The 23,581-nt window shown below is 64.8% G+C and carries 17 protein-coding genes; 8 read left to right on the top strand and 9 right to left on the bottom strand.

Annotated features, from left to right (window positions below):
• Positions 1-446 precede the first annotated feature (446 nt).
• Positions 447-2,639: a bifunctional 23S rRNA (guanine(2069)-N(7))-methyltransferase RlmK/23S rRNA (guanine(2445)-N(2))-methyltransferase RlmL gene (gene rlmKL / locus IAE37_RS19440; protein WP_201176114.1), complete on the top strand. Its 2,193-nt coding sequence runs from the start codon at positions 447-449 to the stop codon at positions 2,637-2,639.
• Positions 2,640-2,731: 92 nt separating this feature from the next.
• Positions 2,732-5,101 carry a sensor domain-containing diguanylate cyclase gene (locus tag IAE37_RS19445; protein ID WP_201176115.1) on the top strand — a complete coding sequence of 790 codons (2,370 nt, stop codon included), beginning with the start codon at positions 2,732-2,734 and terminating at the stop codon, positions 5,099-5,101.
• 105 nt (positions 5,102-5,206) lie between these two features.
• Here IAE37_RS19445 and dacB read toward each other — a convergent pair whose 3' ends face one another.
• Complete coding sequence (gene dacB / locus IAE37_RS19450; protein WP_201176116.1) at positions 5,207-6,664, bottom strand: D-alanyl-D-alanine carboxypeptidase/D-alanyl-D-alanine endopeptidase; 1,458 nt, start codon at positions 6,662-6,664, stop codon at positions 5,207-5,209.
• A gap of 187 nt (positions 6,665-6,851) precedes the next feature.
• On the opposite strand from dacB, the gene IAE37_RS19455 reads away from it, so the two are divergent.
• Positions 6,852-7,196 (top strand): YggL family protein, encoded by a 345-nt coding sequence (locus tag IAE37_RS19455; protein ID WP_201176117.1) that lies wholly within the window; start codon positions 6,852-6,854, stop codon positions 7,194-7,196.
• Positions 7,197-7,242: 46 nt separating this feature from the next.
• Here IAE37_RS19455 and IAE37_RS19460 read toward each other — a convergent pair whose 3' ends face one another.
• The 6 genes from IAE37_RS19460 to IAE37_RS19485 form a co-directional block, all read right to left on the bottom strand.
• Entirely contained in the window at positions 7,243-10,857 is a 3,615-nt protein-coding gene (locus IAE37_RS19460) for an ATP-binding protein (RefSeq protein ID WP_201176119.1), read from the bottom strand.
• A gap of 9 nt (positions 10,858-10,866) precedes the next feature.
• Positions 10,867-11,487 (bottom strand): response regulator transcription factor, encoded by a 621-nt coding sequence (locus IAE37_RS19465; protein WP_201176121.1) that lies wholly within the window; start codon positions 11,485-11,487, stop codon positions 10,867-10,869.
• Positions 11,488-11,765: 278 nt separating this feature from the next.
• Complete coding sequence (locus IAE37_RS19470) at positions 11,766-13,097, bottom strand: deoxyguanosinetriphosphate triphosphohydrolase (RefSeq protein ID WP_201176123.1); 1,332 nt, start codon at positions 13,095-13,097, stop codon at positions 11,766-11,768.
• Between the two features lie 77 nt (positions 13,098-13,174).
• On the bottom strand, positions 13,175-13,507 hold the full coding sequence (locus tag IAE37_RS19475) for a hypothetical protein (protein WP_201176125.1): 333 nt from the start codon (positions 13,505-13,507) through the stop codon (positions 13,175-13,177).
• The gene (locus tag IAE37_RS19480) at positions 13,504-13,878 is read right to left on the bottom strand and encodes a phage holin family protein (RefSeq protein WP_136913664.1); all 375 of its coding nucleotides are present in this window, start codon (positions 13,876-13,878) and stop codon (positions 13,504-13,506) included. The genes IAE37_RS19475 and IAE37_RS19480 overlap by 4 nt, the downstream gene beginning before the upstream one ends.
• 10 nt (positions 13,879-13,888) lie before the next feature.
• Positions 13,889-14,203 (bottom strand): DUF883 family protein, encoded by a 315-nt coding sequence (locus tag IAE37_RS19485; RefSeq protein ID WP_201176126.1) that lies wholly within the window; start codon positions 14,201-14,203, stop codon positions 13,889-13,891.
• 323 nt (positions 14,204-14,526) lie between these two features.
• Here IAE37_RS19485 and IAE37_RS19490 point away from each other — a divergent pair, with 323 nt between their 5' ends.
• The 4 genes from IAE37_RS19490 to IAE37_RS19505 all read left to right on the top strand — a co-directional run bounded on the left by IAE37_RS19490 (position 14,527) and on the right by IAE37_RS19505 (position 17,355).
• Positions 14,527-15,735 (top strand): ammonium transporter, encoded by a 1,209-nt coding sequence (locus IAE37_RS19490; protein WP_201176127.1) that lies wholly within the window; start codon positions 14,527-14,529, stop codon positions 15,733-15,735.
• Positions 15,736-15,808: 73 nt separating this feature from the next.
• Entirely contained in the window at positions 15,809-16,045 is a 237-nt protein-coding gene (locus tag IAE37_RS19495; protein ID WP_201176128.1) for a glutaredoxin family protein, read from the top strand.
• Positions 16,046-16,105: 60 nt separating this feature from the next.
• Positions 16,106-16,420, top strand: coding sequence for a transcriptional regulator (locus IAE37_RS19500; RefSeq protein ID WP_201176129.1), 315 nt, complete (start codon positions 16,106-16,108; stop codon positions 16,418-16,420).
• Between the two features lie 50 nt (positions 16,421-16,470).
• Entirely contained in the window at positions 16,471-17,355 is an 885-nt protein-coding gene (locus IAE37_RS19505; RefSeq protein WP_201176130.1) for a pseudouridine synthase, read from the top strand.
• A gap of 111 nt (positions 17,356-17,466) precedes the next feature.
• Here IAE37_RS19505 and IAE37_RS19510 read toward each other — a convergent pair whose 3' ends face one another.
• Positions 17,467-19,032, bottom strand: a complete 1,566-nt coding sequence (locus IAE37_RS19510) for a methyl-accepting chemotaxis protein (protein WP_201176131.1) — start codon at positions 19,030-19,032, stop codon at positions 17,467-17,469.
• A 308-nt stretch (positions 19,033-19,340) separates the two neighbouring features.
• Complete coding sequence (gene acnA, locus IAE37_RS19515) at positions 19,341-22,082, bottom strand: aconitate hydratase AcnA (RefSeq protein WP_201176132.1); 2,742 nt, start codon at positions 22,080-22,082, stop codon at positions 19,341-19,343.
• A gap of 223 nt (positions 22,083-22,305) precedes the next feature.
• Here acnA and rlmM point away from each other — a divergent pair, with 223 nt between their 5' ends.
• A complete protein-coding gene (gene rlmM, locus IAE37_RS19520; RefSeq protein WP_201176133.1) occupies positions 22,306-23,370 on the top strand; it encodes a 23S rRNA (cytidine(2498)-2'-O)-methyltransferase RlmM in 1,065 nt (354 codons plus the stop codon).
• Positions 23,371-23,581 lie beyond the last annotated feature (211 nt).

The raw sequence follows: 23,581 nt of genomic DNA on the forward strand, positions 1-23,581 counted from the left end.
TGCGAAGTGGCCTGAGACCAGTTCTATCGAAAGCAGATCGCCCTGGGAATGATCGATTTGTCATAAGGACGTAACCTTTCATAGGGTGAGAGGATAAGTAAATAAATGTGATTCAACCTCGCCAACCCTTGAGCCGCCTATGGCCGGGGTTTGCTCGAGGTCATTGGCGTTTTGCCATGGTTGCCATGGCTTACAAGGACATATCTGGTAATGCGACGAAGGGTCACATCCGCCCCGTGTCACCGGAAATTATTCGTACTGCCTGATGATCTAAGCTGTCTTTGCCACCCGGCAGGCAGCCAAATGCACCAGGCGGCCCGGCCTGACCGTTGCGCAGCGTGCGTAGCGGCAGCCACCCGGACGCTTGCAGGAAAAGCGTTCGGGCAAACATCGGCAAGGCGATGCGTCGCCTCGTCACACAAACAGCCCAAGGCTCTGGAAAACTCATGTCGGACCGTTTCGAACTCTATCTCACCTGCCCCAAAGGCCTTGAAGGCCTGCTCGCCGAAGAGGCCAAGGGCCTGGGCCTGGAGGATGTGCGCGAGCACACCTCGGCCATCCGCGGCGCCGCCGACATGGAAACCGCCTACCGCCTGTGTCTCTGGTCGCGCCTGGCCAACCGCGTGCTGCTGGTGCTCAAGCGCTTCGCCATGAAGAACGCCGACGATCTCTACGACGGCGTGCATGCCGTCGACTGGGCCGACCACCTGGCGGCCGATGGCACCCTGGCAGTGGAATTCAGTGGCCACGGCTCGGGCATCGACAACACCCATTTCGGCGCGCTGAAGGTCAAGGACGCCATCGTCGACAAGCTGCGCAACCGCGAAGGCCTGCGCCCGTCGGTGGAAAAAATCGACCCGGACGTGCGCGTGCACCTGCGCCTGGACCGCGGCGAGGCGATCCTTTCGCTCGATCTGTCTGGCCACAGCCTGCACCAGCGCGGCTACCGCCTGCAGCAGGGCGCCGCGCCGCTCAAGGAAAACCTCGCCGCCGCGGTATTGATCCGCGCCGGCTGGCCGCGCATCGCCGCCGCCGGCGGGGCGCTGGCCGACCCGATGTGTGGTGTCGGTACGTTCCTGGTCGAGGCGGCGATGATCGCGGCCGACATGGCTCCCAACCTCAAGCGCGAGCGCTGGGGGTTTACCGCCTGGCTCGGCCATGTGCCGGCGCTGTGGCGCAAGGTGCATGACGAAGCCCAGGTGCGTGCCGAGGCCGGCCTGGCCAAGCCGCCGCTGTGGATTCGCGGCTACGAGGCCGACCCACGGCTGATCCAGCCGGGGCGCAACAACGTCGAGCGCGCCGGGCTGGGCGACTGGGTGAAGATCTACCAGGGCGAGGTCGCCAGCTTCGAGCCGCGTCCAGACCAGAACCAGAAAGGCCTGGTGATCAGCAACCCGCCCTATGGCGAACGCCTGGGCGATGAAGCCAGCCTGCTGTACCTCTATCAGAACCTTGGTGAACGCTTGCGCCAGGCCTGCATGGGGTGGGAAGCGGCGGTGTTCACCGGCGCGCCCGAGCTGGGCAAGCGCATGGGTATCCGCAGCCACAAGCAATACGCGTTCTGGAACGGCGCCTTGCCGTGCAAGCTGCTGCTGTTCAAGGTGCAGCCTGACCAGTTCGTCACCGGCGAGCGCCGCGAGGCCCAGGCCGACGATGACCAGCCACGTAGCCGCGAGGCCATCGCCAGCGAACCGGCGCGCCTCTCGGAAGGCGCGCAGATGTTCGCCAACCGCCTGCAGAAGAACTTCAAGCAGCTCGGCAAATGGGCGCGCCGCGAGCAGGTCGGCTGCTACCGCGTGTACGATGCCGACATGCCCGAGTACGCCCTGGCGGTCGACCTGTACCAGGACTGGGTGCATGTGCAGGAATACGCGGCACCGCGTTCGGTAGACCCGGAAAAAGCCCAGGCGCGCCTGCTCGACGCCTTGTCGGCGATACCCCAGGCGCTGGGCGTCGACCCACAGCGCGTGGTGCTCAAGCGTCGCGAGCGCCAGAGCGGTACCCGTCAATACGAGCGCCAGGGCACCGAAGGGCGCTTCATGGAGGTCGTCGAGGGTGGCGTCAAGCTGCTGGTCAACCTCACCGACTACCTCGACACCGGTTTGTTCCTCGACCACCGGCCTATGCGCATGCGCATCCAGCGCGAGGCGGCTGGCAAGCGTTTCCTCAACCTGTTCTGCTACACCGCTACCGCCACCGTGCATGCGGCCAAGGGCGGTGCCCGCAGCACCACCAGCGTCGACTTGTCCAAGACCTATCTGGACTGGGCCCGGCGTAACCTGTCGCTGAACGGCTTTTCCGAGCGCAACCGTCTCGAGCAGGGTGACGTGATGGCCTGGCTGGAGGCCAACCGCGACAGCTACGAGCTGATCTTCATCGACCCGCCGACCTTCTCCAACTCCAAGCGCATGGAAGGGGTGTTCGACGTGCAGCGCGACCACGTGCAGTTGCTGGACCTTGCCATGGCGCGCCTGGCGCCTGGCGGCGTGCTGTATTTCTCCAACAACTTCCGCAAGTTCCAGCTCGACGAGCACTTGATGGCCCGTTACGCCGTGGAGGAAATCAGCGCCCAGACCCTGGACCCGGACTTCGCTCGCAACAATCGCATCCACCGCGCCTGGCGCCTGCAGCTGCGCTGAGAGGCGCGGGCTTGCGCGACTGATGGCCAATAGCTATAACTTGCTCAGGGCCGAGATAATTTCGCAGGACGCTGACGTGACGAGATGGTGCTATGTCCAAGGTGCGTGCGAAGTGGCCCGGTCAAGGCAGGTTCAACCCGCCGGCCTGGGGTGTGGCGCTGGTGGTGCTGGTGGCGGGTGGCTTGCTTTCGGCGGCGCTCGCCCTGGGGGCGCAGGATCTGTACAAGCAGAAGCTGCGCCAGCGTTTCGAGTCGCTGGCGGGCGAGCGCTATAGCCGTCTGGCCGAGCGGCTCGATGGGCAGGAGCAGCGCCTGGACGGCCTGCGCCGCTTCTTCAACTATTCCGATGTCATCACCCCTCACGAATTCGATGGCTTCGCACGGCCGCTGCTGCAGCGCACCCAGGCCTACTCGTGGGCGCCGCGGGTCGAGCAGGGGCAGCGCGAGGCGTTCGAGCGCCAAGCCAGTGCCTGGTTGGGCCGCGCCTATGTGATCCGCGATCGGGATGCCCAGGGCAACTGGCAGCCGGCACCGGCACGCACGGTGCATTTCCCGGTGTTCTACAGTCAGGCAGCCAACCTGCTCGAGCAACCCTACGGGCTCGACCTGGCCGGCCAGCCAATGCGCCAGTCGGCCCTGGCGCGCGCCTCCACGCCGGGCAGCATGGCCGTCTCGGCCCCCCTGGACCTGATCAATATGCCCTCGGAGCACACTCGGGGGGTGCTGATGGTCGCGCCGGTTTTCGCCGAGGACCAGGATCAGAGCCCGCCGCTGGGCTACGTGATGGCGGTGCTGAGCATGCGTCAGCTGCTGGGCGAGGGGCTATCCGGGCCGGCTGACGACAACCTGGTGGTGAAGGTGGTCGATCCCTCCGGCCTGGGCGGTGGCGAGGTGCTGTTCGACTCGGGTAATGCGCTGGCGCCGTTGTCATTGTCCAGCGCCTACGTCTTGCACCTGGCCGACCATCATTACCGGCTCGACATCCGCCCCAGCCTGGTTTTCTTCAATGCCAACCGCTCTGCTGTCGCGCTGGTGCTCGCTGTGCTCGGCGGGCTGCTCAGCCTGCTGCTCAGCGCCTTGCTCTACAGCTTGTTCAGCCAGCGACAGCGGGCCCTGGCGGTGGTCGAGCAGCGTACCGCCGAGCTGCGGATCAGCGAGCAGACGTTGCGCGACACCCACAACCAACTGCGCAGTGTGCTCGATGCCGCCACCCAGGTGGCGATCATCGCGACCAGCCTCAAGGGCCTGATCACCACCTTCAACGCCGGCGCCGAACGCATGCTGTGCCATGCCGCCAGCGACGTGGTCGGGCAGATGCGTCTGGAGGCTCTGGTGTTGCCCAGCGAGCTCGACAGCCGCGCCCATGCCTTGCACCTGCGCCATGGGCGCGAATGCGAGGCGTTGTTGCAAGAGGGCAGTGGCGAGCCCATGGAATGGACATTGCTGCGCAAGGACGGCAGCCAGCTGCTGGCCAACATGCTGGTGACTGCAGTGATCGACGAGCAGGGCCTGTGGGTGGGGTATCTGGCGATCTGCATCGATGTCACCGAGCGCCGTCGGGTGCACGAAGCCCTGGCTTCACGCGACCGCCTGCTGGAAAAGCTCAGCGACGAGGTGCCGGGCGGCATCTACCAGTATCGCCTGGATGCCGACGGCCATTCGTGTTTTCCCTATGCCAGTGAGGGGCTGTACGACATCTATGAGGTCGACTTGCAGGTGCTGCGTGAGGACGCCTCGGCGGTGTTCGAGCGTATTCACCCCGACGACCTGGAGCGCGTGCGCCGTTCGGTGCGCTACTCGGCCGAGCACCTGACGCCGTGGCGCGAGGAATATCGGGTCTGCCTGCCACGTGCGGGCCTGCGCTGGGTGCGGGGCGAGGCGACGCCCGAAGGCGGGGCGCAGCACGATTTCACGCTGTGGCATGGCTACCTGACCGACATTTCCGATCTGAAGCGGGTCGAGGAAGAGTTGCGTGCCCTGTCGGTCACCGATGCCCTGACCGGCATCCACAACCGTCGCTATTTCCAGGATCGCCTCAAGGCCGAGCTCGATCGAGCGCAGCGCGACGGTACGGAACTGGCGGTGATCATGCTCGATATCGACCATTTCAAGCGCATAAACGACCGCTTCGGCCATGCGGCGGGCGACCAGGTGCTACGCAGCCTGTGCCAGCGTATCGGCCATCGCCTGCGGCGTACCGATGTGTTCTGCCGGCTGGGCGGCGAGGAGTTCATGGTGCTGTGCCCGGGCGCCAGTGCCGCGCAGGCGCGCATGCTGGCGCTGGAGCTGTGGCAGAGCGTGCGGGGGATGCCGGTGGAGAACGTGTGCCAGGTCACGGCGAGTTTCGGTGTGGCGGGCTGGCGCCCCGGGGAGGGCGCCGATGCGTTGCTGCTGCGTGCCGACGCCGGGGTGTATGCGGCCAAGCAGGCTGGGCGCGACCGGGTCGAGGGTGGGGTGGGCTGACACCTGCCGTGTAGGCGCGGCGCTTCGCCGCTGCGATTTACCCGCGAACCGGGCGCTGCGGGTCCTGCCTGGACCCGCGACGACCCTGGAGACAACAGGCGCGGGTCAGTTGGCCGCCGTGCTGTCGGCCGCTTTCGGTTGGCGGTACAGGTCCAGCAGCACCTGGTCGAGCACTTGCGAGGCGCCCCAGGGTTTCGGGTCATTGAGGATCGCCGCCACCGCCCAGGTGTGGCCATTGTTGTCGCGGCTGAAACCAGCAATCGCCCGCACCGTGTTCAGGGTGCCGGTCTTGATGTGCCCTTCGCCGGTCATCGCCGTGCGCTTCAGGCGCTTGCGCATGGTGCCGTCCATGCCCACCAGCGGCATCGAGCTGATGAACTCCGCCGAATATGGGCTCTTCCAGGCCGCCTGCAGCAGCGCCGCCATCTCGCGGGTGCTGACCCGCTCGGCCCGCGACAGGCCCGAGCCATTCTCCATCACCAGGTGCGGCGCGGTGATGCCCTTCTTGGCCAGCCACTGGCGTACCACGCGCTGCGCGGCACGGGCGTCGTCGCCATCGGCATCGGTGCGGAACTGCGCGCCCAGGCTCAGGAACAACTGCTGGGCCATGGTGTTGTTGCTGTACTTGTTGATGTCGCGAATGACTTCGACCAGGTCGGGCGAGAAGGCCCGCGCCAGCAGGCGCGCGCTCTTTGGCACGTTTTCGACGCGGTCGCGGCCCTGGATGCTGCCACCCAGTTCGCTCCAGATCGCCCGCACGGCGCCGGCGGCGTAGGTCGGGTGGTCGAGCAGCGACAGGTAGGTCTGGGAGTTGCAACCGTCACCGAGCTGGCCGCTGACCGTCACCGTGATGCCGTCGGCCTGGGTCACCGGGTTGTAGCGCACATCACCGCTGCACTGCTTGGACGCCACGGGCTTGACCTGGTTGTCGATGCGGATGCTGGCGATCGGCGGCTCGACGGCGACAGTGATCTTGCCGCCATCGTTGCGGGTCACGAAGCGCAATGCCTTGAGGTTGACCATCAGCGAGTCGGGCTTTACCAGGAACGGCTTGTTGACGTCGCCGCCGTCGTCATCGAACTGGGGCAGGTTGGGCTGCACGAAATGGCTGCGGTCCAGCACCAGGTCGCCGGTGACGGTGCGCACACCGTTGGCGCGCAGGTCGCGCATCAGCAACCAGAGTTTTTCCATGTTCAGCTTGGGGTCGCCGCCACCCTTGAGGTAGAGGTTGCCGTTGAGCACGCCGTTGCTCAGCGTGCCATCGGTGTAGAACTCGGTCTTCCACTGGAAGGTCGGGCCGAGCAGTTCGAGTGCCGCGTAGGTGGTGACCAGCTTCATGGTCGAGGCCGGGTTGACCGACGCATCGGCATTGAACACCGTGGCGGTACCTGGGCCGTCGAGTGGCAGCATCACCAGCGACAGGGCGTTGTCCTGCAGCTTGTTGGCCTTCAGGGCCTGTTGCACCTTGGGGGGCAGGGTAGTGTTGACGGCAGCGGCCTGGCTGGGGAGTGCCAGCGGCAACAGCAGGCTGGCAAGAAAGAGAGGACGGAGCGATTTGATCATGTGTGATAAATACCCTGCGGACGAGGGAGAAAGACATTGGGGCTGTAAGGAATGATGGCCCCAGGACGAAATATAGTGCGCATTATGCCCCAAGCGTGGCCGCGGTGAACCCTGTTCGACGGAAAAGGCCCGAATGGCAGCGGAAACTGGTAAAGTGCCGCGCGTTAATACTCAAGAGGATTGTTTCATGGCTACCAACCGTTCCCGTCGTCTGCGCAAGAAGCTGTGCGTCGATGAATTCCAGGAGCTGGGTTTTGAACTGAACCTGGATTTCAAGGAAGACCTGTCCGACGAAGCCATCGACGCCTTCCTCGATGCGTTCCTGGCTGACGCCATGGATGCCAACGGCCTGGACTACGTCGGCGGCGATGACTTCGGCCTGGTCTGCTCGGCCAAGCGTGGCTCGGTCAGCGAAGAGCAGCGTGCCACCGTCGAAGCTTGGCTCAAGGGCCGTAGCGAACTGACCAAGATCGAAGTCAGCCCGCTGCTGGACGCCTGGTATCCGGACAAGCCGATCAACCCGGCTTCCTGATCCCGCTGGAGCGGCGCCTGGCTGCCATGCCTGCGGCGCCGTTCCATCAAAGCCCTGGGCCGACCTGCAACGGTCGGGCCAGGGCTTTTTCCACCCGGCGCATGTGCCGCGCAAGTGCCTGGCGACGCACCTTCAACTGCGTGACGCCCAGCCCTTCTTCCTGCAAGGCCTCGCAGGCCGCCATCATCGCTTGCGCCTCCAGCATTCGCGCCACGCTGAGGATCTTGTGCGCCTGCTCGACCAGTGCTTCGCCATCACGTTCCGCCATCAGCACCATCAGCGCGGTGTAGTCTTCGCGCAGACTCTGGCGCACGGTGTCGAGAAAGCGCTCGCGGTCCTGCGTGTCCAGGCCGACGACGCGTCCCAGGCCTTCGAGGTCGAACGGCCGGTCTGGCGTTGGCCGTTCCAGTCGTAGTGGCAGTACCCGCGCCAGATGCTTGCACAGGGTGGCCAGGCTGATGGGCTTGAGCAGGCAATCGTCCATGCCGGCGTCCAGGCAGCGCTGGCGAATCTCGGGCTGGGCATTGGCGGTGTAGCCAAGCAAGGTGCAAGGCGGCTGGCCGTGCTTGCGCTCGTAGGCGCGTATCGCCCGGGCCAGCTGGTAGCCGTTCATGCGCGGCATGTTGCAGTCGAGAACCACCGCATCGAACTGGCCTTCGCGGAACTTCTCCAGGCCTTCGCGACCATCCTTGGCGGTGGTCTGCTGCAGGCCCAGGTGGTTGAGCTGGTGGGTCATCAGCAGCAGGTTGGCTGGGTGATCGTCGATCACCAGGACTTGCAGGCTCGGGTCGGGTGACGCCAGGTGTTGCACTGCCCGGGTATCGGTTGCCGGTGGCTCGGCCCGGCACAGCGGCAGCGACAGGCGCACCTGGGTGCCGACACCTTGCAGGCTCTTGAGGAGCAGGGTCGCGCCCATCATCTCGGTGAGGCTGCGGCAGATGGCCAGGCCCAGGCCGGTGCCGGCAAGGGCTCCCTGGCTGTGCGGGTTGGCCTGGGCGAAGGGGGTGAACAGGCGCTCCCGGTCATCGTCGTGGATGCCAATGCCGCTGTCGCGGACCTCCAGCACCAGGTTCGGCCCGGCTTCGGCGCACCCCTCGACGACGCTGGCCTGGATGCGCACGTAGCCGTGCTCGGTGAACTTGATGGCATTGCTGACCAGGTTGGACAGGATCTGCTTGAGCCGCAGGGGGTCGAGCAGGGCGTGGCAGCAGGCGCCGGGTGCGACTTCTGCCTCCAGCACCAGGCCCTTTTGCCTGGCCTGGCCTTCGAACACTCGGCCTACCGAAGCGACCAGTGCCGCCACGTCGACCGGCTCCGGCGCCAGCGACAGATGGCCGGATTCGATCCTGGCGATGTCCAGGATGTCGCCGATCAAGCCCAGCAGGTCGCGGCCCGAGTGGTAGGCGACGTCGAGCGCGGTGCGGTCGAGCTGGCCCTGCTCTGCGCGCATGGAGGCCAGTTCGAGCATGCCGATGAGGGCATTCATCGGGGTGCGTATCTCATGGCTGATGGTCGCCAGGAATGTGCTCTTGGCGCGATTGGCGTCATCGGCTTGCTGCTTGGCCTGGCGCAGCTCCTGGACCAGTTGGCGGCGCTCGCTGATGTCGATCCAGCCGCCGATGACGCCCTGGACCTCGCCCAGCGAATCGCGGTAGGGCAGGATCCAGTGGTAGATAGTCATGTCTTGGCCATGGACCTGCAACGGTCGGTCGAGGATCAGCGGTGTGCCCGCCTGGATGACGCGCTGGTAGTCGGCTTCGATCTGCCGGGTATGCGTCGGATCACAGAACGGGCTCTGCCCGAGGCGTTTGCCGATCACCTCCTCGGCACTGGCTTGCAAAACCTCCAGGTAACTGTCGTTGCAGCTTTGCAGATGGCCGTCGCGGTCGCGCACATACATGGGGTGAGGGGTGCCGTTGAGCAGTGCGCGCATGAACGCCAGCTGATCGCCCAGCGCCCGTTCGGCCTGCTTGCGCTGGCGGATCTGGCGACGCAGCCGGGTATTCCAGGCCAGCGCCAGCAACAGCAGCAGGGCGGTGCCCAGCAATACCTGGCCCGCCAAGTGGCGCAGCCGCTGCCAGCGCTTGTCGTCCGGCGGCCCATAGCCGCGCCAGCGATGGTTGATGACGCCCAGCTCCTCTGGCGAGATGCTCGCCAGGGCCTTGTCGAGGACCGACGCCAGGGCGGTGTCCTGGGCACGGGTAGCCATGGCGAAGCTGGCAGGCTCGGTAGCGATGGCGCTGCGGATCACCAGCTCGGGATCGCGGCTCACGGCATGGTTGGCATCGATGAGCGTGGTGATCACCGCATCGACTGCACCCGTCTCGAGTAGCGATACCGAGTAATAGGTGTTTTCGGTCTCGATCCAGCCGATTTCTGGATGGTCACGGGAAAGCAACTCGTCCAGGGTGCTGTGGCGGGTGATCGCGATGCGTCGCCCACGCAGGTCGTCCAGCGAAGCGACCTGCTGCTGGTCGTCACGGGTGATCAGCACATAGGTGCTCTCCAGATAGGCACGGCTGATGCGCAGGCGCATGTCGCCGAGGTTGTCGCTGGCCAGCGCGGCGATCAGGTCGACCCGGCCGCTGTCGAGGCGTGCCAGCATGTCGGCGGTGCCGCTGGCACGTTGCACCTCGAAGCGCAGGCCGGTGCGCAGGCGAATCAGTTCAAGCAGGTCGGCGGTGACTCCGCGAAAATGCCCGCCGACATCGAAGAACGACACGGGTGCGGCGGTCTCGTCGATGGCCACGCGTATCACCGGGTGCTGGAGCAACCACTGGTTTTCGGGTGGGGTGAGTTGCAGTTGGCGGTCGGTCAGCAACAGGTCGCTGCCGGCGCTCCAGCGCTTGAAGATGCTGCTATGCACGGCGCTGGGCTGGCTGTCGAGGGTAATGTCGACCAGGTTTCGCAGCAGCGTATCCTGGGCGCGCATGGCGAAGCCGAAACCCACCGCCTCGTGCTTGCTGAAGTTGGCCATGCGCAGGCCTGGCAAGTGGCCGCGATTGAGTTGGTAATGGGTGGAGATGGTGTCGCCGATGAACACATCGGCCTGGCCGAAGGCGACGGCATTGAGTGCCTGGGTCGACGACCCGAATGCCATCAGCCGGGCATTGGGGTACAGGGTGTGGACTTCCTGGCCGGGCAGGTAGTGGTCGAGCATGCCCAGGCGCATGCCGGCTAGCCCGGTGTCGAGGGGGCGAGCCTCGTCCTCGCGGGTGACCAGTACCGGCTGGTCGACCGCGTAGGGGCGTGAAAGGGCGAGGCCATCGACTGCCGCCTCGTAGCCATTGGCGCTGCCGAGCAGGTCGATTTCGCCACGTTTGAGCGCGGTGACCGCAGCATCGCGTGAGGCATAGCGCATGACCTGTATCGGCACCTGCAGCGCGTTGCCGATCAGGTGCGCGTATTCAGCGCTCAGCCCCTGGTAGTCGCGTCCGCCACTGGTGATGTCGAAGGGCGGATAATCCGGCGCCGAGATGCCCAGCAGCAATTGCCGATGGTCTTGCAGCCAGCGCCGCTGGGGTTCGTTCAGTGACGGCCTGACTGGATTGGCGGTGGAGCGTGGCAGTAGGGTGTACGGTGTGGGCTGGGGCGCACCGGCCCGGGCCTCGGCCCCGACCAGCGTCAGCGCGAGCAGCAATGGGGTGACGTAGAGACGCATGTTCCGGCCTCACACCAACGCGTTGCGTTTGGCGATGTCGATCAGGTCGACGAGGGAGTTGACCTGGAGTTTCTGCATCAAGCGCTTCTTGTAGGTACTCACGGTCTTGCTGCTGAGAAACATGCCGTGGGCAATTTCCTTGTTGGTGCGACCCTGGGCAAAAAGTTGCAATACCATCAACTCTCGGTCATTGACCTGGCGGAACAGTTGCAAGTCGCGGTTGCTACTGTCGCTGCCACTGTTGATCGCCTGGCTGGGGAAGTAGTTGTAACCGGCAAGTACGGCCTTGATGGCGCTGAGCAGTTCGGTGAGGTCCTCTTGCTTGCAGACGTACCCGGCCGCGCCGGAGTGCATGCAGCGCACGGCGAACAGTGCTGGAGACTGCGCGGTGAGGACCAGCACCTTCAAGGGTAGGTCCATGGACTGGAAGCGTGACAGTACCTCCAGGCCGTCGAGCTTGGGGATGCTGATGTCGAGGATCACCAGGTCTGGCTGGGCCTCGCGGATCATCTGCATGGCATCGACGCCATTGTCCGATTCGCCAGCTATCTTGTAGTTCTGGTTTTCCAGCAACATGCGCACGGCCAGGCGGATTACCGGATGGTCGTCGACAATGAATACGGAGTGCATAGGGAACTTCCTTGCTGCGTTGACGAAAGGCAGCTGGCACCATAGCTCAGTTGGAAGTCGCCGGGCACAAGAGGAATGGCAGTTGGCAAGATATGGGAAATGGCTTACAAGAAATCAAAAATAGAGCTACGAAAAAAACGAACTTCTGAGATATCAAACTGATTTTAGTAACTTTTTATTAGTTGTTTTCTGACTTGTTTAGTTACATCGGCTTATTGTAGGAAAGTTCACGCGTCCTTGTGCGCTGCGGCAACCTTGCCCTGCCGCAGCGCCGCCGTTCAGAGCGGGCTCGAATGCCCGGTCATCTCGTGAGCCATCTCGCTGGCGTAGCTGTCGGTCATGCCGGCGATGAAGTCGATCATCCTTAGGAAGGCGCTGTGCAGCGAGCCGTGCGGGTCGGGTGCGTTGTTGCCGAGCAGGTCGAGGACTCGGCGGCTCTTGAACGAGGGGGTACGCCCGCCGTGCTGCTCGAGGGCTGCCCCACAGAACGTGTTGAGGAGGATTTCGAGGGTGGTGTAGGCGCCGATTTCGTGCAGGGTCTTGCGCTTGTCCTGGAAGATCTTCTTGCGCGCCATGTCCTTGGCCTGCAACACGCAGTGCTTGGCTGGGCCGTGCATATGCTCGACCAGGTCGCCAGCGAGGCGGCCGGCAAGCAGCGCTGCCTGCTGCTCGACGAAGGCACGGGCGGCGGCATTGGTCAGGTGCTCGATGGCCTTGCCGCGCAAGATCGCCAGCTTGCGTCGGCGCGAGTCGCCAGGGCCGAGCTGGCGATAGGTGTCGGGCAGGTCATCGCCGACCAGGTCGAGCAGCAGGTTCTCGACCTCGGTGTAGTGCAGCAGGTCCATCTCCAGGCCGTCCTCAAGGTCGATCAAGGCGTAGCAGATGTCATCGGCAGCCTCCATCAGGTAGACCAAGGGGTGACGGGCCCAGCGTTGCTCCTCCAGCTGCGGCAGGCCGAGCTTGCGGGCAATCTGCTCGAGCAATGGCAGTTCGCTCTGGTAGCAGCCGAACTTGTGCTTCTTGTAACCCAGTGCGTCGGCATGTCGGGCGCTCCAGGGGTACTTGAGGTAGGTGCCGAGGGTGGCGTAGGTCAGCCGGGTACCGCCATCGAACTGGTGGTATTCGAGCTGGGTGAGTACCCGGAAGCCTTGGGCGTTGCCCTCGAAGTTGAGAAAGTCGGCGCGCTGGTCGTCCGTCATGTCGTCGAGCCAGCCGCGCCCGGCAGCCTGCTGGAACCAGTGGCGGATGGCGTCTTCACCGGAGTGGCCGAAGGGTGGATTGCCGATGTCGTGGGCCAGGCAGGCCGATTGCACGATCATGCCCAGGTCGCTGGGGGCGCACCAGTCGGGCAGTTGCTCGCGCAGGGTCTCGCCAACGCGCATGGCCAGCGAGCGGCCCACGCAGCTGACCTCCAACGAGTGGGTCAGGCGCGTGTGGATGTGATCGTTGCTTGACACCGGATGAACCTGGGTCTTGCGCCCCAGGCGACGGAAGGCGCCGGAAAAGATGATGCGGTCGTGATCCTTGTGGAAGGGGCTGCGCCCCAGTTCCTCGGGGCTGTACAGGGCTTTGCCCAGACGTTCGCGGGTGAGCAGGGTTTGCCAGTCCAAGGCGCGATCTCCTGTCGGTCGATGGGCATAGCTTCCCGCGTCGGACCCGGCGCTGCAAGCGCCGGGTCCGTTCGAGGTCAGGGCTGGCGACCGCTGCGCAGGTACAAGCGCAGCAGCGGTAGCAGGCTGCTGCCCAGGCGCACCAGGCGCGAGAGATTGCCGCTGCGCACGCCTTTGCCGGTCAGGAAGCCTAGGGCTACCACGGCGCCGAGCCCCCACAGCGGCGCCTGCTTGATGCCCAGGCCCTCGTGCAGCGCCGCGCTGCCCATGCCGCGCATGCGTTGCAAGGGCTGCAGCAGCTGCGTCGACTCATGGCGGATTTCCTGGCGGTGCATTTCCATGCGCAGGCGCAGCAGCGCCTTGCGCAGCTCACGCGGGTTACGCGTGTTCGGCAGTTCAGGCAGGCTCATGGCAGCAGGCGCTCCCGATCCTTGGCGAGTTCTTCGAGGGTGGCATGGAACGGCGAGGACTCGTCGAACACCGCCGCCTTCAGGCGCAAGCCGCAGTACAGCGCGGCGATGCCGTAGAACACGCACAGGCCGATGATCCCGGCCAGGCGATAGCTGTCCCACAGCAACACCAGCAGCAGCCCCGACAGCGCGGTCAGCAGCAGCAGGGCGAAGACCAGCGCCAGGCCGGCGAACAGCAACAGCTTCAGCGTGCGGCCTTTTTGTTCCTGCAGCTCGATACCGAACAGTTCGATGTGGCTGTGCAGCAGCCCTAACAGGGCGGCGCCCAGGCGTTTGCCCGAGGCACCTGCACCGAGGGTGTCGTTTTCCATCGGGCTCTCCTTAGCGCCGATTGGCCAGCAGGCCGATCAGCAGGCCGACGCCAGCGGCGATGCCGATGGCGTGCCAGGGTTTTTCCTGAACGTACTGTTCGGCGCTGCCCAGGGCTGCCTGGCCGCGTTCACGTACCGAATCCTGGGTCAATTGCAGGGTTTCACGAGCCTGGGCCAGGCGCTCGTGGATCTGCCCGCGCAACTCGTCCGCCTGATCGCCTGCCAGGTTGGCAGTGTCGGCGAGCAGTTTCTCGGTGTCGCGCACCAAGGCCTGGAAGTCAGCCATCAAGATTTCCTGAGCAGTCTTTGCCGATTTGCTGGCCATTGAGGCTCTCCCTGTGAGTGTGTGTGGCTATTTCGAGTGATGGATGGCACCGAAGGTTCATTGTCGGCGCTGGTACGGGGCTTGCTTACTACGAGAATCGTTTTTGCTACCTCGCGGGGCGTTGCCAGCGCAGGTTGCGCCGATCCAGGGCATCACCTGGGCAATACCGATAAAACCTTAACCCAATCCAGGACAAACCCAAGAAAAAACCACGCAGGCTTCGCCCAGGTAACCGAAACAGGGCAGGCGCCTGGCACCAACACGGTGCAGGGATGTAGGTTCTTGAACTGTCGTGGTGCTTTTTCAGCAGGTCTGCCTACGTCATGGAACATATGCACAGCGCGATGGACTCATTGGTCCATGGCTCCAATACGCTCTTCATCCTCATGGGCGCCATTCTGGTGCTGGCCATGCATGCCGGTTTCGCCTTCCTCGAGGTTGGCACCGTGCGCCACAAGAACCAGGTCAATGCACTATCGAAGATCCTCAGCGACTTCGCCATCTCGGCACTGGTTTATTTTTTCATCGGCTACTGGATCGCCTATGGCGTCAGTTTCTTCCAGCCGGCGCCGCAGTTGGCCGCCGACCATGGCTATGCGCTGGTCAAGTGCTTCTTCCTGCTGACCTTCGCTGCAGCGATCCCGGCCATCATTTCCGGCGGCATCGCCGAAAGGGCCCGGTTCGCGCCCCAGCTGTGCGCCACAGCGTTGATCGTGGCGTTCGTCTATCCGTTCTTCGAGGGCATCGTGTGGAATGGCAACCTGGGCGTGCAAGCCTGGCTCGAGGCGCGCTTCGGCGCGCCGTTCCATGACTTCGCCGGATCGGTGGTGGTCCACGCCATGGGCGGCTGGCTGGCCCTGGCAGCCGTAGTGCTGCTGGGCGCGCGGCGCGGGCGCTATCGCGAGGGCCGCCTGGTGGCCTTCGCGCCTTCGAGCATCCCGTTCCTGGCGCTGGGGTCGTGGATCCTGATCATCGGCTGGTTCGGCTTCAACGTGATGAGCGCCCAGACCCTGCAGGGTGTGAGCGGCCTGGTGGCGATCAATTCGTTGATGGCCATGGTCGGCGGTACCCTGGCGGCGCTGTGGGCCGGGCGCAACGACCCAGGCTTCCTGCACAACGGCCCACTGGCAGGGCTGGTGGCGGTGTGCGCCGGCTCCGACCTGATGCACCCGATCGGTGCGCTGGCCACTGGGTTGGTGGCCGGGGCACTGTTCGTCTGGGCCTTCACCGCCGCGCAGAACCGCTGGAAGATCGATGACGTGCTGGGTGTGTGGCCGCTGCATGGCCTGTGCGGTGTCTGGGGCGGGATCGCCTGCGGCGTGTTCGGCCAGGCGGCGCTGGGCGGCATGGGCGGGGTCAGCCTGGCCAGCCAGTTGCTGGGCAGCCTGGCGGGTGTGCTGGTGGCCCTGGCAGGTGGCTTCGCCGTGTATGGCGCGTTGCGCACGGTGCTTGGCCTGCGCCTGAGTCATGAGCAGGAGTTCCAGGGCGCGGATCTGTCGCTGCACCGCATCGGTGCCACCAGCCAGGATTGAACCAGGGCGGGTGCATGGCTGCCAGGACCAGCCTAGAATAGTGCTCTTGCACCCGGCCAACCTGGACCTGACCATGCTCCCTGAATGCCAATTGTTCGGCACCCTCGGGTGCCACTTGTGCGAAGTGGCCGAGGCCGTGCTGATGCCTTTCGTCGACCACGGCCTGCTGGTCGAGCTGGTCGATATCGCCGACCAGGAGGTGATGGTCGAGCGCTATGGCCTGATCATCCCGGTGCTGCGCCGCTGCGATACCGGCGCCGAGTTGCTCTGGCCATTCGATGCCGAACAGGTGGTGGCGTTTCTGGGTTGAATTGACGCGGGCCGGGGCAAGTCCGTATGCTGTATATAAATACAGTATCAGGATGAACTCATGCTCAATGTCGAGCAACTCAAGTACAGCGTCAACCACATGCCCGCAGAGCGTGTGCTCGAAGCCGTCCTCGAGCTGCGCCTCGAAGGCCTGGTGACGGATGACCGCACGCCGTTCGGCAAAGTGCATTTCAATACCTGCTTCGCCGAGATCGAAGCCTTGTTCCAACGTGCCGGCTACCACCGAGGGTTGGACGTGGTGGGGTACGAGGGGGCGGTGTATGCCCTGTACGACCCCAGCCGCTGGGAGGCGGTGCAGGTGCTGCGCTGGCTCAAGGCGCATTGCGAAGCGCAAAGCCAAGCCCAGGCTGGTTGAGGCGGGCCGCTGTAGGGGATAATACCGCCCCCTGATTGCCGAGCCCTGCCATGACCACGCCGTTCGATCCTGCCCACCAGCAAGCCAGCACGGTTTGCCTGCCCCCTGGCAACTGGGCGACGGTGCTCGATTGCCTGTGCGATCATTTCAAGGCGATCGACCGCGGGCAGTGGCAGGACCGCTTCGCCCGCGGGCGGGTGCTGGATGCCGAGGGCCGCGCGGTGGCCGCCGACCTGCCTTATCGGCGGGGCATGCGCCTGCACTATTTTCGTGAGGTGCCCAACGAAAAGCCGATACCGGTGCAGGAGCACGTCCTGCATGTCGACGAGCACCTGGTGGTGGCGGACAAGCCGCATTTCCTCCCAGTCACACCCACCGGGGAGTATGTCGAGCAGACCTTGCTGCGCCGGCTGATCCGCCGCCTGGACAACCCCCACCTGGTGCCATTGCACCGCATCGACCGGCACACCGCAGGCCTGGTGCTGTTTTCCGCCAACCCGCAAACGCGCAGCGCCTACCAGCGGCTGTTCCCCGAACGCCGTATCGACAAACGCTACCAGGCCATCGCCGCGGCCTTGCCCGAGCGCGAATTCCCGTTGGTGCACCGCAGCCGCCTGGTGCATGGCGAGCCGTTCTTTCGCATGCACGAGGTGGCCGGTGCCGATAACAGCGAGACGCTGGCCGAGGTGCTGGAGAAGCAGGGGGAGCTGTGGCGTTACGGGTTGTCACCGGTCACCGGCAAGACCCACCAGTTGCGTGTGCACATGGCAGCGTTGGGGGCGGCGATCTGCAACGATCCGTTCTATCCGGACCTGGTGAATGTCGAGGACGATTACCAGCGGCCGTTGAAACTGCTGGCCAAGAGCTTGAGCTTCGAAGATCCGTTGACGGGTGAAGCGCGCTATTTCGAGAGTCGCTTGAGCCTGGATTGGTAGACCCTCTACGCGGATGACGCGAGCGCTATTTGCATCGATGATGTGAACTCTGTAGGAGCGGCGCAAGGCCGCTCCTACAGGAGATCCGCGGCACCAGGCACATAACCGGGATCAGCGGTTGAAGCGCTCCACCAGCGAGTACTGACCGCCGGCGGTGGTGCTCAGCTCTTCGCTGAGCTGCGCCGAATGCTGCGCCTGCTCGGCGGTCTGGTCGGCCAGTTGGGCGATGGTGCTGATGTTGCGGCTGATCTCGTCCGTCACCGACGTCTGTTGTTCGGCGGCCGCAGCGATCTGCGTGGCCATATCGGTGATGTTGGCCACTGCCTCGCTGATGCCCACCAGCGCATCGTCTGCCTGCATCACCCGGCTGACCCCTTCCTGGGCCTGCTTGTGGCCGCTTTCCATGGTCAGTACGGCATTGCTCGCGGTTTGTTGCAGCTTGGCGATCAGCCCGTGGATCTGCCCGGTGGATTCAGCGGTGCGCTGGGCCAATTGACGGACTTCATCGGCGACCACGGCAAAGCCGCGGCCCATTTCACCGGCCCGCGCCGCTTCGATGGCGGCGTTCAGCGCCAGCAGGTTGGTCTGGTCGGCAATGCCCTTGATCACGTCGACCACGCCGCCGATCTCGTCGCTGTCCTTGGCCAGCTGGGTCACGGTCTCGCCGGTTTCACCGACTGCCGCCGAAAGGCGCTCGATCGCTTCACGGGTCTCGCTGGCGATCTGCCGGCCCTCGCTGGTCAGGCGGTTGGCCTCTTGGGTGGCGTCGGCCGTGCGCTGCACGTGGTTGGCCACTTCCTGGCTGGTGGCGGCCATCTGGTTGACGGCGGCGGCGACTTGTTCGGTTTCCACGCGCTGGCGCTCCAGGCCCGAGGAGCTCTTGTGCGCCAGGGCATCGGACTGGCGTGCCTGTTCGCTGAGGTGCTCGGCGCTGTCCTGCAGGCGGGTCAGGCAGGTCTTCATGCGTGCGTCCTGGCTGAGCATGGCCATTTCCAGGCGTGCCTGCACGCCGCGGCTGTCGGTGTACATCTGCGCGATCAGCGGGTCGGAGGTGGTTTGCTCGGCCAGGCGCAGCAGGCGCTTGAGGCCGCGCTGCTGCCAGGTCATGCCGAGTAACCCGAGCGGTACCGACAGGCCGGCGGCCAGGGCGAAGCCCCAGGAGTGGCCAAGCCAGTTGCCGACCAGGAAGCCGACCTGGCTCACCAGGATGAACGGCAGCCAGTCCTGGACCAACGGCAGCCATTTGTCACGCCGCGGAATGGCTGGCTTGCCCTGGTTCAGACGCAGGTAGAGGGCCTCGGCGCGACGGATCTGCTCGGCAGTCGGTTTGACCCGTACCGATTCGTAGCCCACCACTTGGTTGTTGTCGAAGATCGGCGTGACGTAGGCGTTCACCCAGTAATGATCGCCCGACTTGCAACGGTTCTTGACGATGCCCATCCACGGCAGGCCTTGCTTGAGGGTCTGCCACATATGGCCGAACACCGCCGAGGGTACGTCCGGGTGGCGCACCAGGTTGTGCGGCGCGCCCGTGAGTTCCTCGCGGGAAAAGCCGCTGATCTCGATGAAGGCATCGTTGCAGTAGGTGATCATGCCCTTGGCATTCGTGGTCGAGATCAGGCGCTGCTGGGCTGGGAAGGTCCGTTCCCGGTTGGTGATCGGCTGGTTGTTACGCATGGGTTGGATGTCCGCGGGGCTTTGGAGGGATATCGGCAGGCGCGGAGGTTTGTTGAATGGATATTTGTATGAGTTGATCCATGGCAATATGCCACTGCTCTGCTTGCGCTAGCAAAATCGCGCTATTTCGCTATTTTTACCGTTATATTGCAAATTTTTAGCGAAAGTATGTCTAACAGCCTACGTAGGCCCCCTGTAGGAGCGGGTTCACCCGCGAACACGGGCCGTGGCCCGTGCCGTGTACCGCGTTGTCCGCTTCGCGGCGGTTCGGCGCCCCGATAGACCCGTTCCTACAGAGGGGGGCTCGCTCACCCCGCGATCAGTTGACGTAACACGTAGTGCAGAATGCCCCCGGCCTTGAAGTACTCGACTTCGTTCAAGGTATCGATCCGGCACAGCACCTCGATATCCTGCGGCTGCCCATCCTCGCGGGTTATGCGCAGCGGCAGGCTCATGCCTGGCCGCAGTTGCCCTGCAGTCAGCCCCAGCACATCGATCTTCTCCTTGCCGGTGAGGCCTAGTTGCTTGCGGTCATGCCCGCCCTTGAACTGCAGCGGCAGTACGCCCATGCCCACCAGGTTGGAGCGGTGGATACGCTCGAAGCTTTCCGCCAGTACCGCCTTGACCCCCAGCAGATTGGTGCCCTTGGCCGCCCAGTCGCGGCTGGAGCCGGTGCCGTACTCCTGCCCGGCGATCACCACCAGCGGCGTGCCTTCCTGCTGATAGCGCATCGCCGCGTCGAAGATCGACAAGGTCTCGCCACTGGGCACATGGAGAGTGTTGCCGCCTTCCTGGCCCGCGAGCATTTCGTTGCGGATGCGGATATTGGCGAAGGTGCCACGCATCATCACTTCGTGGTTGCCGCGCCGCGAGCCGTAGGAGTTGAAGTCGTGTGGCTCCACGCCTTTGTCCCGCAGGTAGCGGCCAGCGGGGCTGTCGGCCTTGATGTTGCCGGCAGGCGAGATGTGGTCGGTCGTCACCGAGTCACCGAGCAGGGCGAGGATGCGTGCGCCTTCGATGTCACGGATCGGTGCCGGAGCACTGGCGATGTCGTCGAAGAACGGTGGATGTTGTATGTAGGTCGAGTCGTCCTGCCAGGCGTAGGTGGCAGCCTTGGGCACCTCGATGGCCTGCCATTGGGCGTCCCCGGCGAACACTTCGGCATATTCCTTGTGGAACATCGCGGTGTCGACCTTGGCCACTGCGTCGGCGATCTCCTGCTGGCTGGGCCAGATGTCGCGCAGGTACACCGGTTGGCCGTCCTTGCCGGTGCCCAGCGGTTCGCTGTCGAGCTTGACCCGCACGCTGCCGGCCAGGGCATAGGCCACGACCAGGGGCGGGGAGGCCAGCCAGTTGGTTTTCACCAGTGGATGCACCCGGCCTTCGAAGTTGCGGTTGCCCGACAGCACCGAGGCCACGGTCAGGTCGGCGCCGGTGATGGCGGCCTCGATGGCCTCGTCCAGCGGCCCGGAGTTGCCGATGCAGGTGGTGCAGCCATAGCCGACCAAGTCGAAGCCGAGTTGGTCGAGGTAGGGCGTCAGCCCGGCGGCTTTGAAGTACTCGGTGACCACCTTGGAGCCCGGCGCCAGCGAGCTCTTCACCCAGGGTTTGCGCTGCAGGCCCTTTTCCAGGGCCTTTTTCGCCACCAGGCCGGCCGCCATCATCACGCTCGGATTGGAGGTGTTGGTGCAGGACGTGATTGCCGCGATCACCACCGCGCCGTCCTGCAGCCGGTGGGTCTGGCCGTCGTGGAGGTAGTCGACGCCGTCTGTCTGGTCGGCATTGCCGACCGCCACACCGCCACCGCCTTCGCTTTCCAGGCGGGCGATTTCCTTCGGCGCGGCCTTGGGCTGCAGCTCGATGAACTGCTCGAAGGCCTGGCTGACCTGGCCCAGCGCTACCCGGTCCTGCGGGCGCTTGGGCCCGGCCAGGCTGGCCTCGACCGTGTGCATGTCCAAGGCCAGGGCATCGGTGAAGGCAGGCTCATGGCCTGGCTCGCGCCACAGCCCCTGGGCCTTGCAGTACTGTTCGACCAGTTGCACCGTCTGCGTCGGTCGGCCTGATAGGCGCAGATAGTCGAGAGTGACCTCGTCGACCGGGAAGAAACCACAGGTCGCGCCGTATTCCGGAGCCATGTTGGCCAGGGTGGCGCGGTCGGCCAGGGGCAGTTCGGCCAGGCCGTCGCCGTAGAATTCGACGAACTTGCCGACCACGCCTTTCTTGCGCAGCATCTGCGTCACGGTCAGTACCAGGTCGGTGGCAGTGATTCCCTCGCGCAGCTTGCCGGTGAGCTTGAAGCCGATCACTTCGGGGATCAGCATCGACACCGGCTGGCCGAGCATGGCCGCTTCCGCTTCGATGCCGCCCACGCCCCAGCCGAGCACGCCGAGGCCGTTGATCATGGTGGTGTGCGAGTCAGTCCCGACCAGCGTGTCGGGGTAGGCGAAGGTACGGCCGTCCTCCTCGCGGGTCCAGACCGTGCGGCCGAGGTATTCGAGGTTGACCTGGTGGCAGATGCCGGTGCCCGGCGGCACCACGCGGAAGTTGTCGAAGGCGCTCTGGCCCCAGCGCAAGAAGGCATAGCGTTCGCCGTTGCGTTGCATCTCGATGTCGACGTTCTGGCTGAAGGCCTGCGGCGTGGCGTAGCGGTCGACCATCACCGAGTGGTCGATCACCAGGTCCACTGGAGACAATGGGTTGATCCGCTGCGGATCGCCGCCGGCCTTGGCCATGGCGGCGCGCATGGCGGCCAGGTCGACCACCGCGGGTACGCCGGTGAAGTCCTGCATCAGCACCCGCGCCGGCCGGTACTGGATCTCGCGGTCGGAGTGGCGCGTTTCCAGCCATTGGGCCAATGCGCGCAGGTCGTCGCCGCTGACGGTCTGGCCGTCTTCCCAGCGCAACAGGTTTTCCAGCAGCACCTTCAGCGACTTGGGCAGGCGCTGCAGATCGCCCAATTGCCGGGCGGCTTCGGTGAGGCTGTAGTAATGGTAGGTGTGGTCAGCCACCTGGAGGGTCTTGAGGGTTTTCAGGCTATCGAGCGAGGGCATTGCCAACTCCTTCTGCGCCGGTGCCCGGCAACGGCTTTGCGCTGCCGGCGTCACCGCTCGGTTTCGGCCCGCACGGCACGGACCTAACTAAGGGGTCAGGTTAGACCGGATTGTCTGGCCTGACCCTTTTCTGGACCGGCGGGACGTGTCGCTGGTTCCGAACTTCCTTTATCATCGCCGCCCTGCCGGCGCCTGTGCTGCGCCCGCCGAAGTGGAGAGATAGATGAATACCCTGTTCATGCATTGCCGGCCCGGTTTCGAGGGTGAGGTCTGCGCCGAAATCAGCGAACACGCCGCCCGCCTGGGTATCGCCGGCTATGCCAAGGGCAAGCCGCAGAGCGCTTGTGCCGAGTTCGTCTGCGCCGAGGCCGTTGGCGCCGAACGGCTGATGCAGGAACTGCGCTTCGCCGATTTGATCTTCCCGCGCCAATGGGCCCGGGGCACCTTCGTCGAGCTGCCGGAAACCGACCGCATCAGCGTGCTGCTCGAGCACCTGGTCGAGTTGCCGGTGTTCGCCAGCGTCTGGCTGGAGGTGCTCGACAGCAATGACGGCAAGGAGATGTCGACGTTCTGCCGCAAGTTCGAGGTGCCGCTGCGCAAGGCCCTGGAAAAGGCTGGGCGCTTGCGTGAGCAAGCCCATGGACCGCGCCTGCTGCTGACCTTCATCAGTGGCCGCCGGGTATTCCTCGGCCAGGCCGAGGCGAGCAACAGCGCGCTCTGGCCGATGGGTATCCCGCGCCTGAAGTTCCCGCGCGAAGCGCCCAGCCGCTCGACCTTGAAGCTCGAGGAGGCCTGGCACCAGTTCATCCCGCGCGAGCAGTGGGAGCAGCGCCTGAACGACGACATGACCGGCGTCGACCTCGGCGCCTCGCCGGGCGGCTGGACCTACCAGCTGGTGCGCCGCGGCATGCTGGTCACGGCCATCGACAATGGGCCGATGGCCGAGAGCCTGATGGACACCGGCCTGGTTCAGCATCTGATGGCCGATGGCTTTACCTGGCAGCCCCGACAGCCGGTCGACTGGATGGTCTGCGACATCGTCGAGAAGCCGGCGCGCACGACCTCGCTGATCGAGACCTGGCTGGGGGAGGGGTTGTGCCGTGAGGCGATCGTCAACCTGAAGTTGCCGATGAAGCAGCGTTATGCCGAGGTGCGGCGTTTGCTCGATCGTATGGAGGCGACGTTCAAGGCGCGCAAGGTCAGGGTGTCGATCGCTTGCAAGCAGCTTTATCACGACCGTGAAGAGGTGACTTGTCATCTACGGCGGTTGGATCTCAAGGCGCGCTGAGGTTTGGGGTGCGCTTGGGATTTGTAGTGGCGCATACATCGAGCGCCGCCCGCGCGGCGCTTCGCGGGTAAACCCGCTCCTACATTCGTTGCAACGTGGCCATGTCTGTGAGGCCATGGTTGTCAGCTTTGTGGCCGCCTGTCTCAAGCCTTGCACCAAGGCGGGCAACCATGGCCTGACAGGTTCGGTACGTTGCAACAAATGTAGGAGC

The organism is Pseudomonas sp. S31 (assembly GCF_016648105.1).
In the GTDB taxonomy this organism is placed as follows: Bacteria; Pseudomonadota; Gammaproteobacteria; order Pseudomonadales; family Pseudomonadaceae; genus Aquipseudomonas.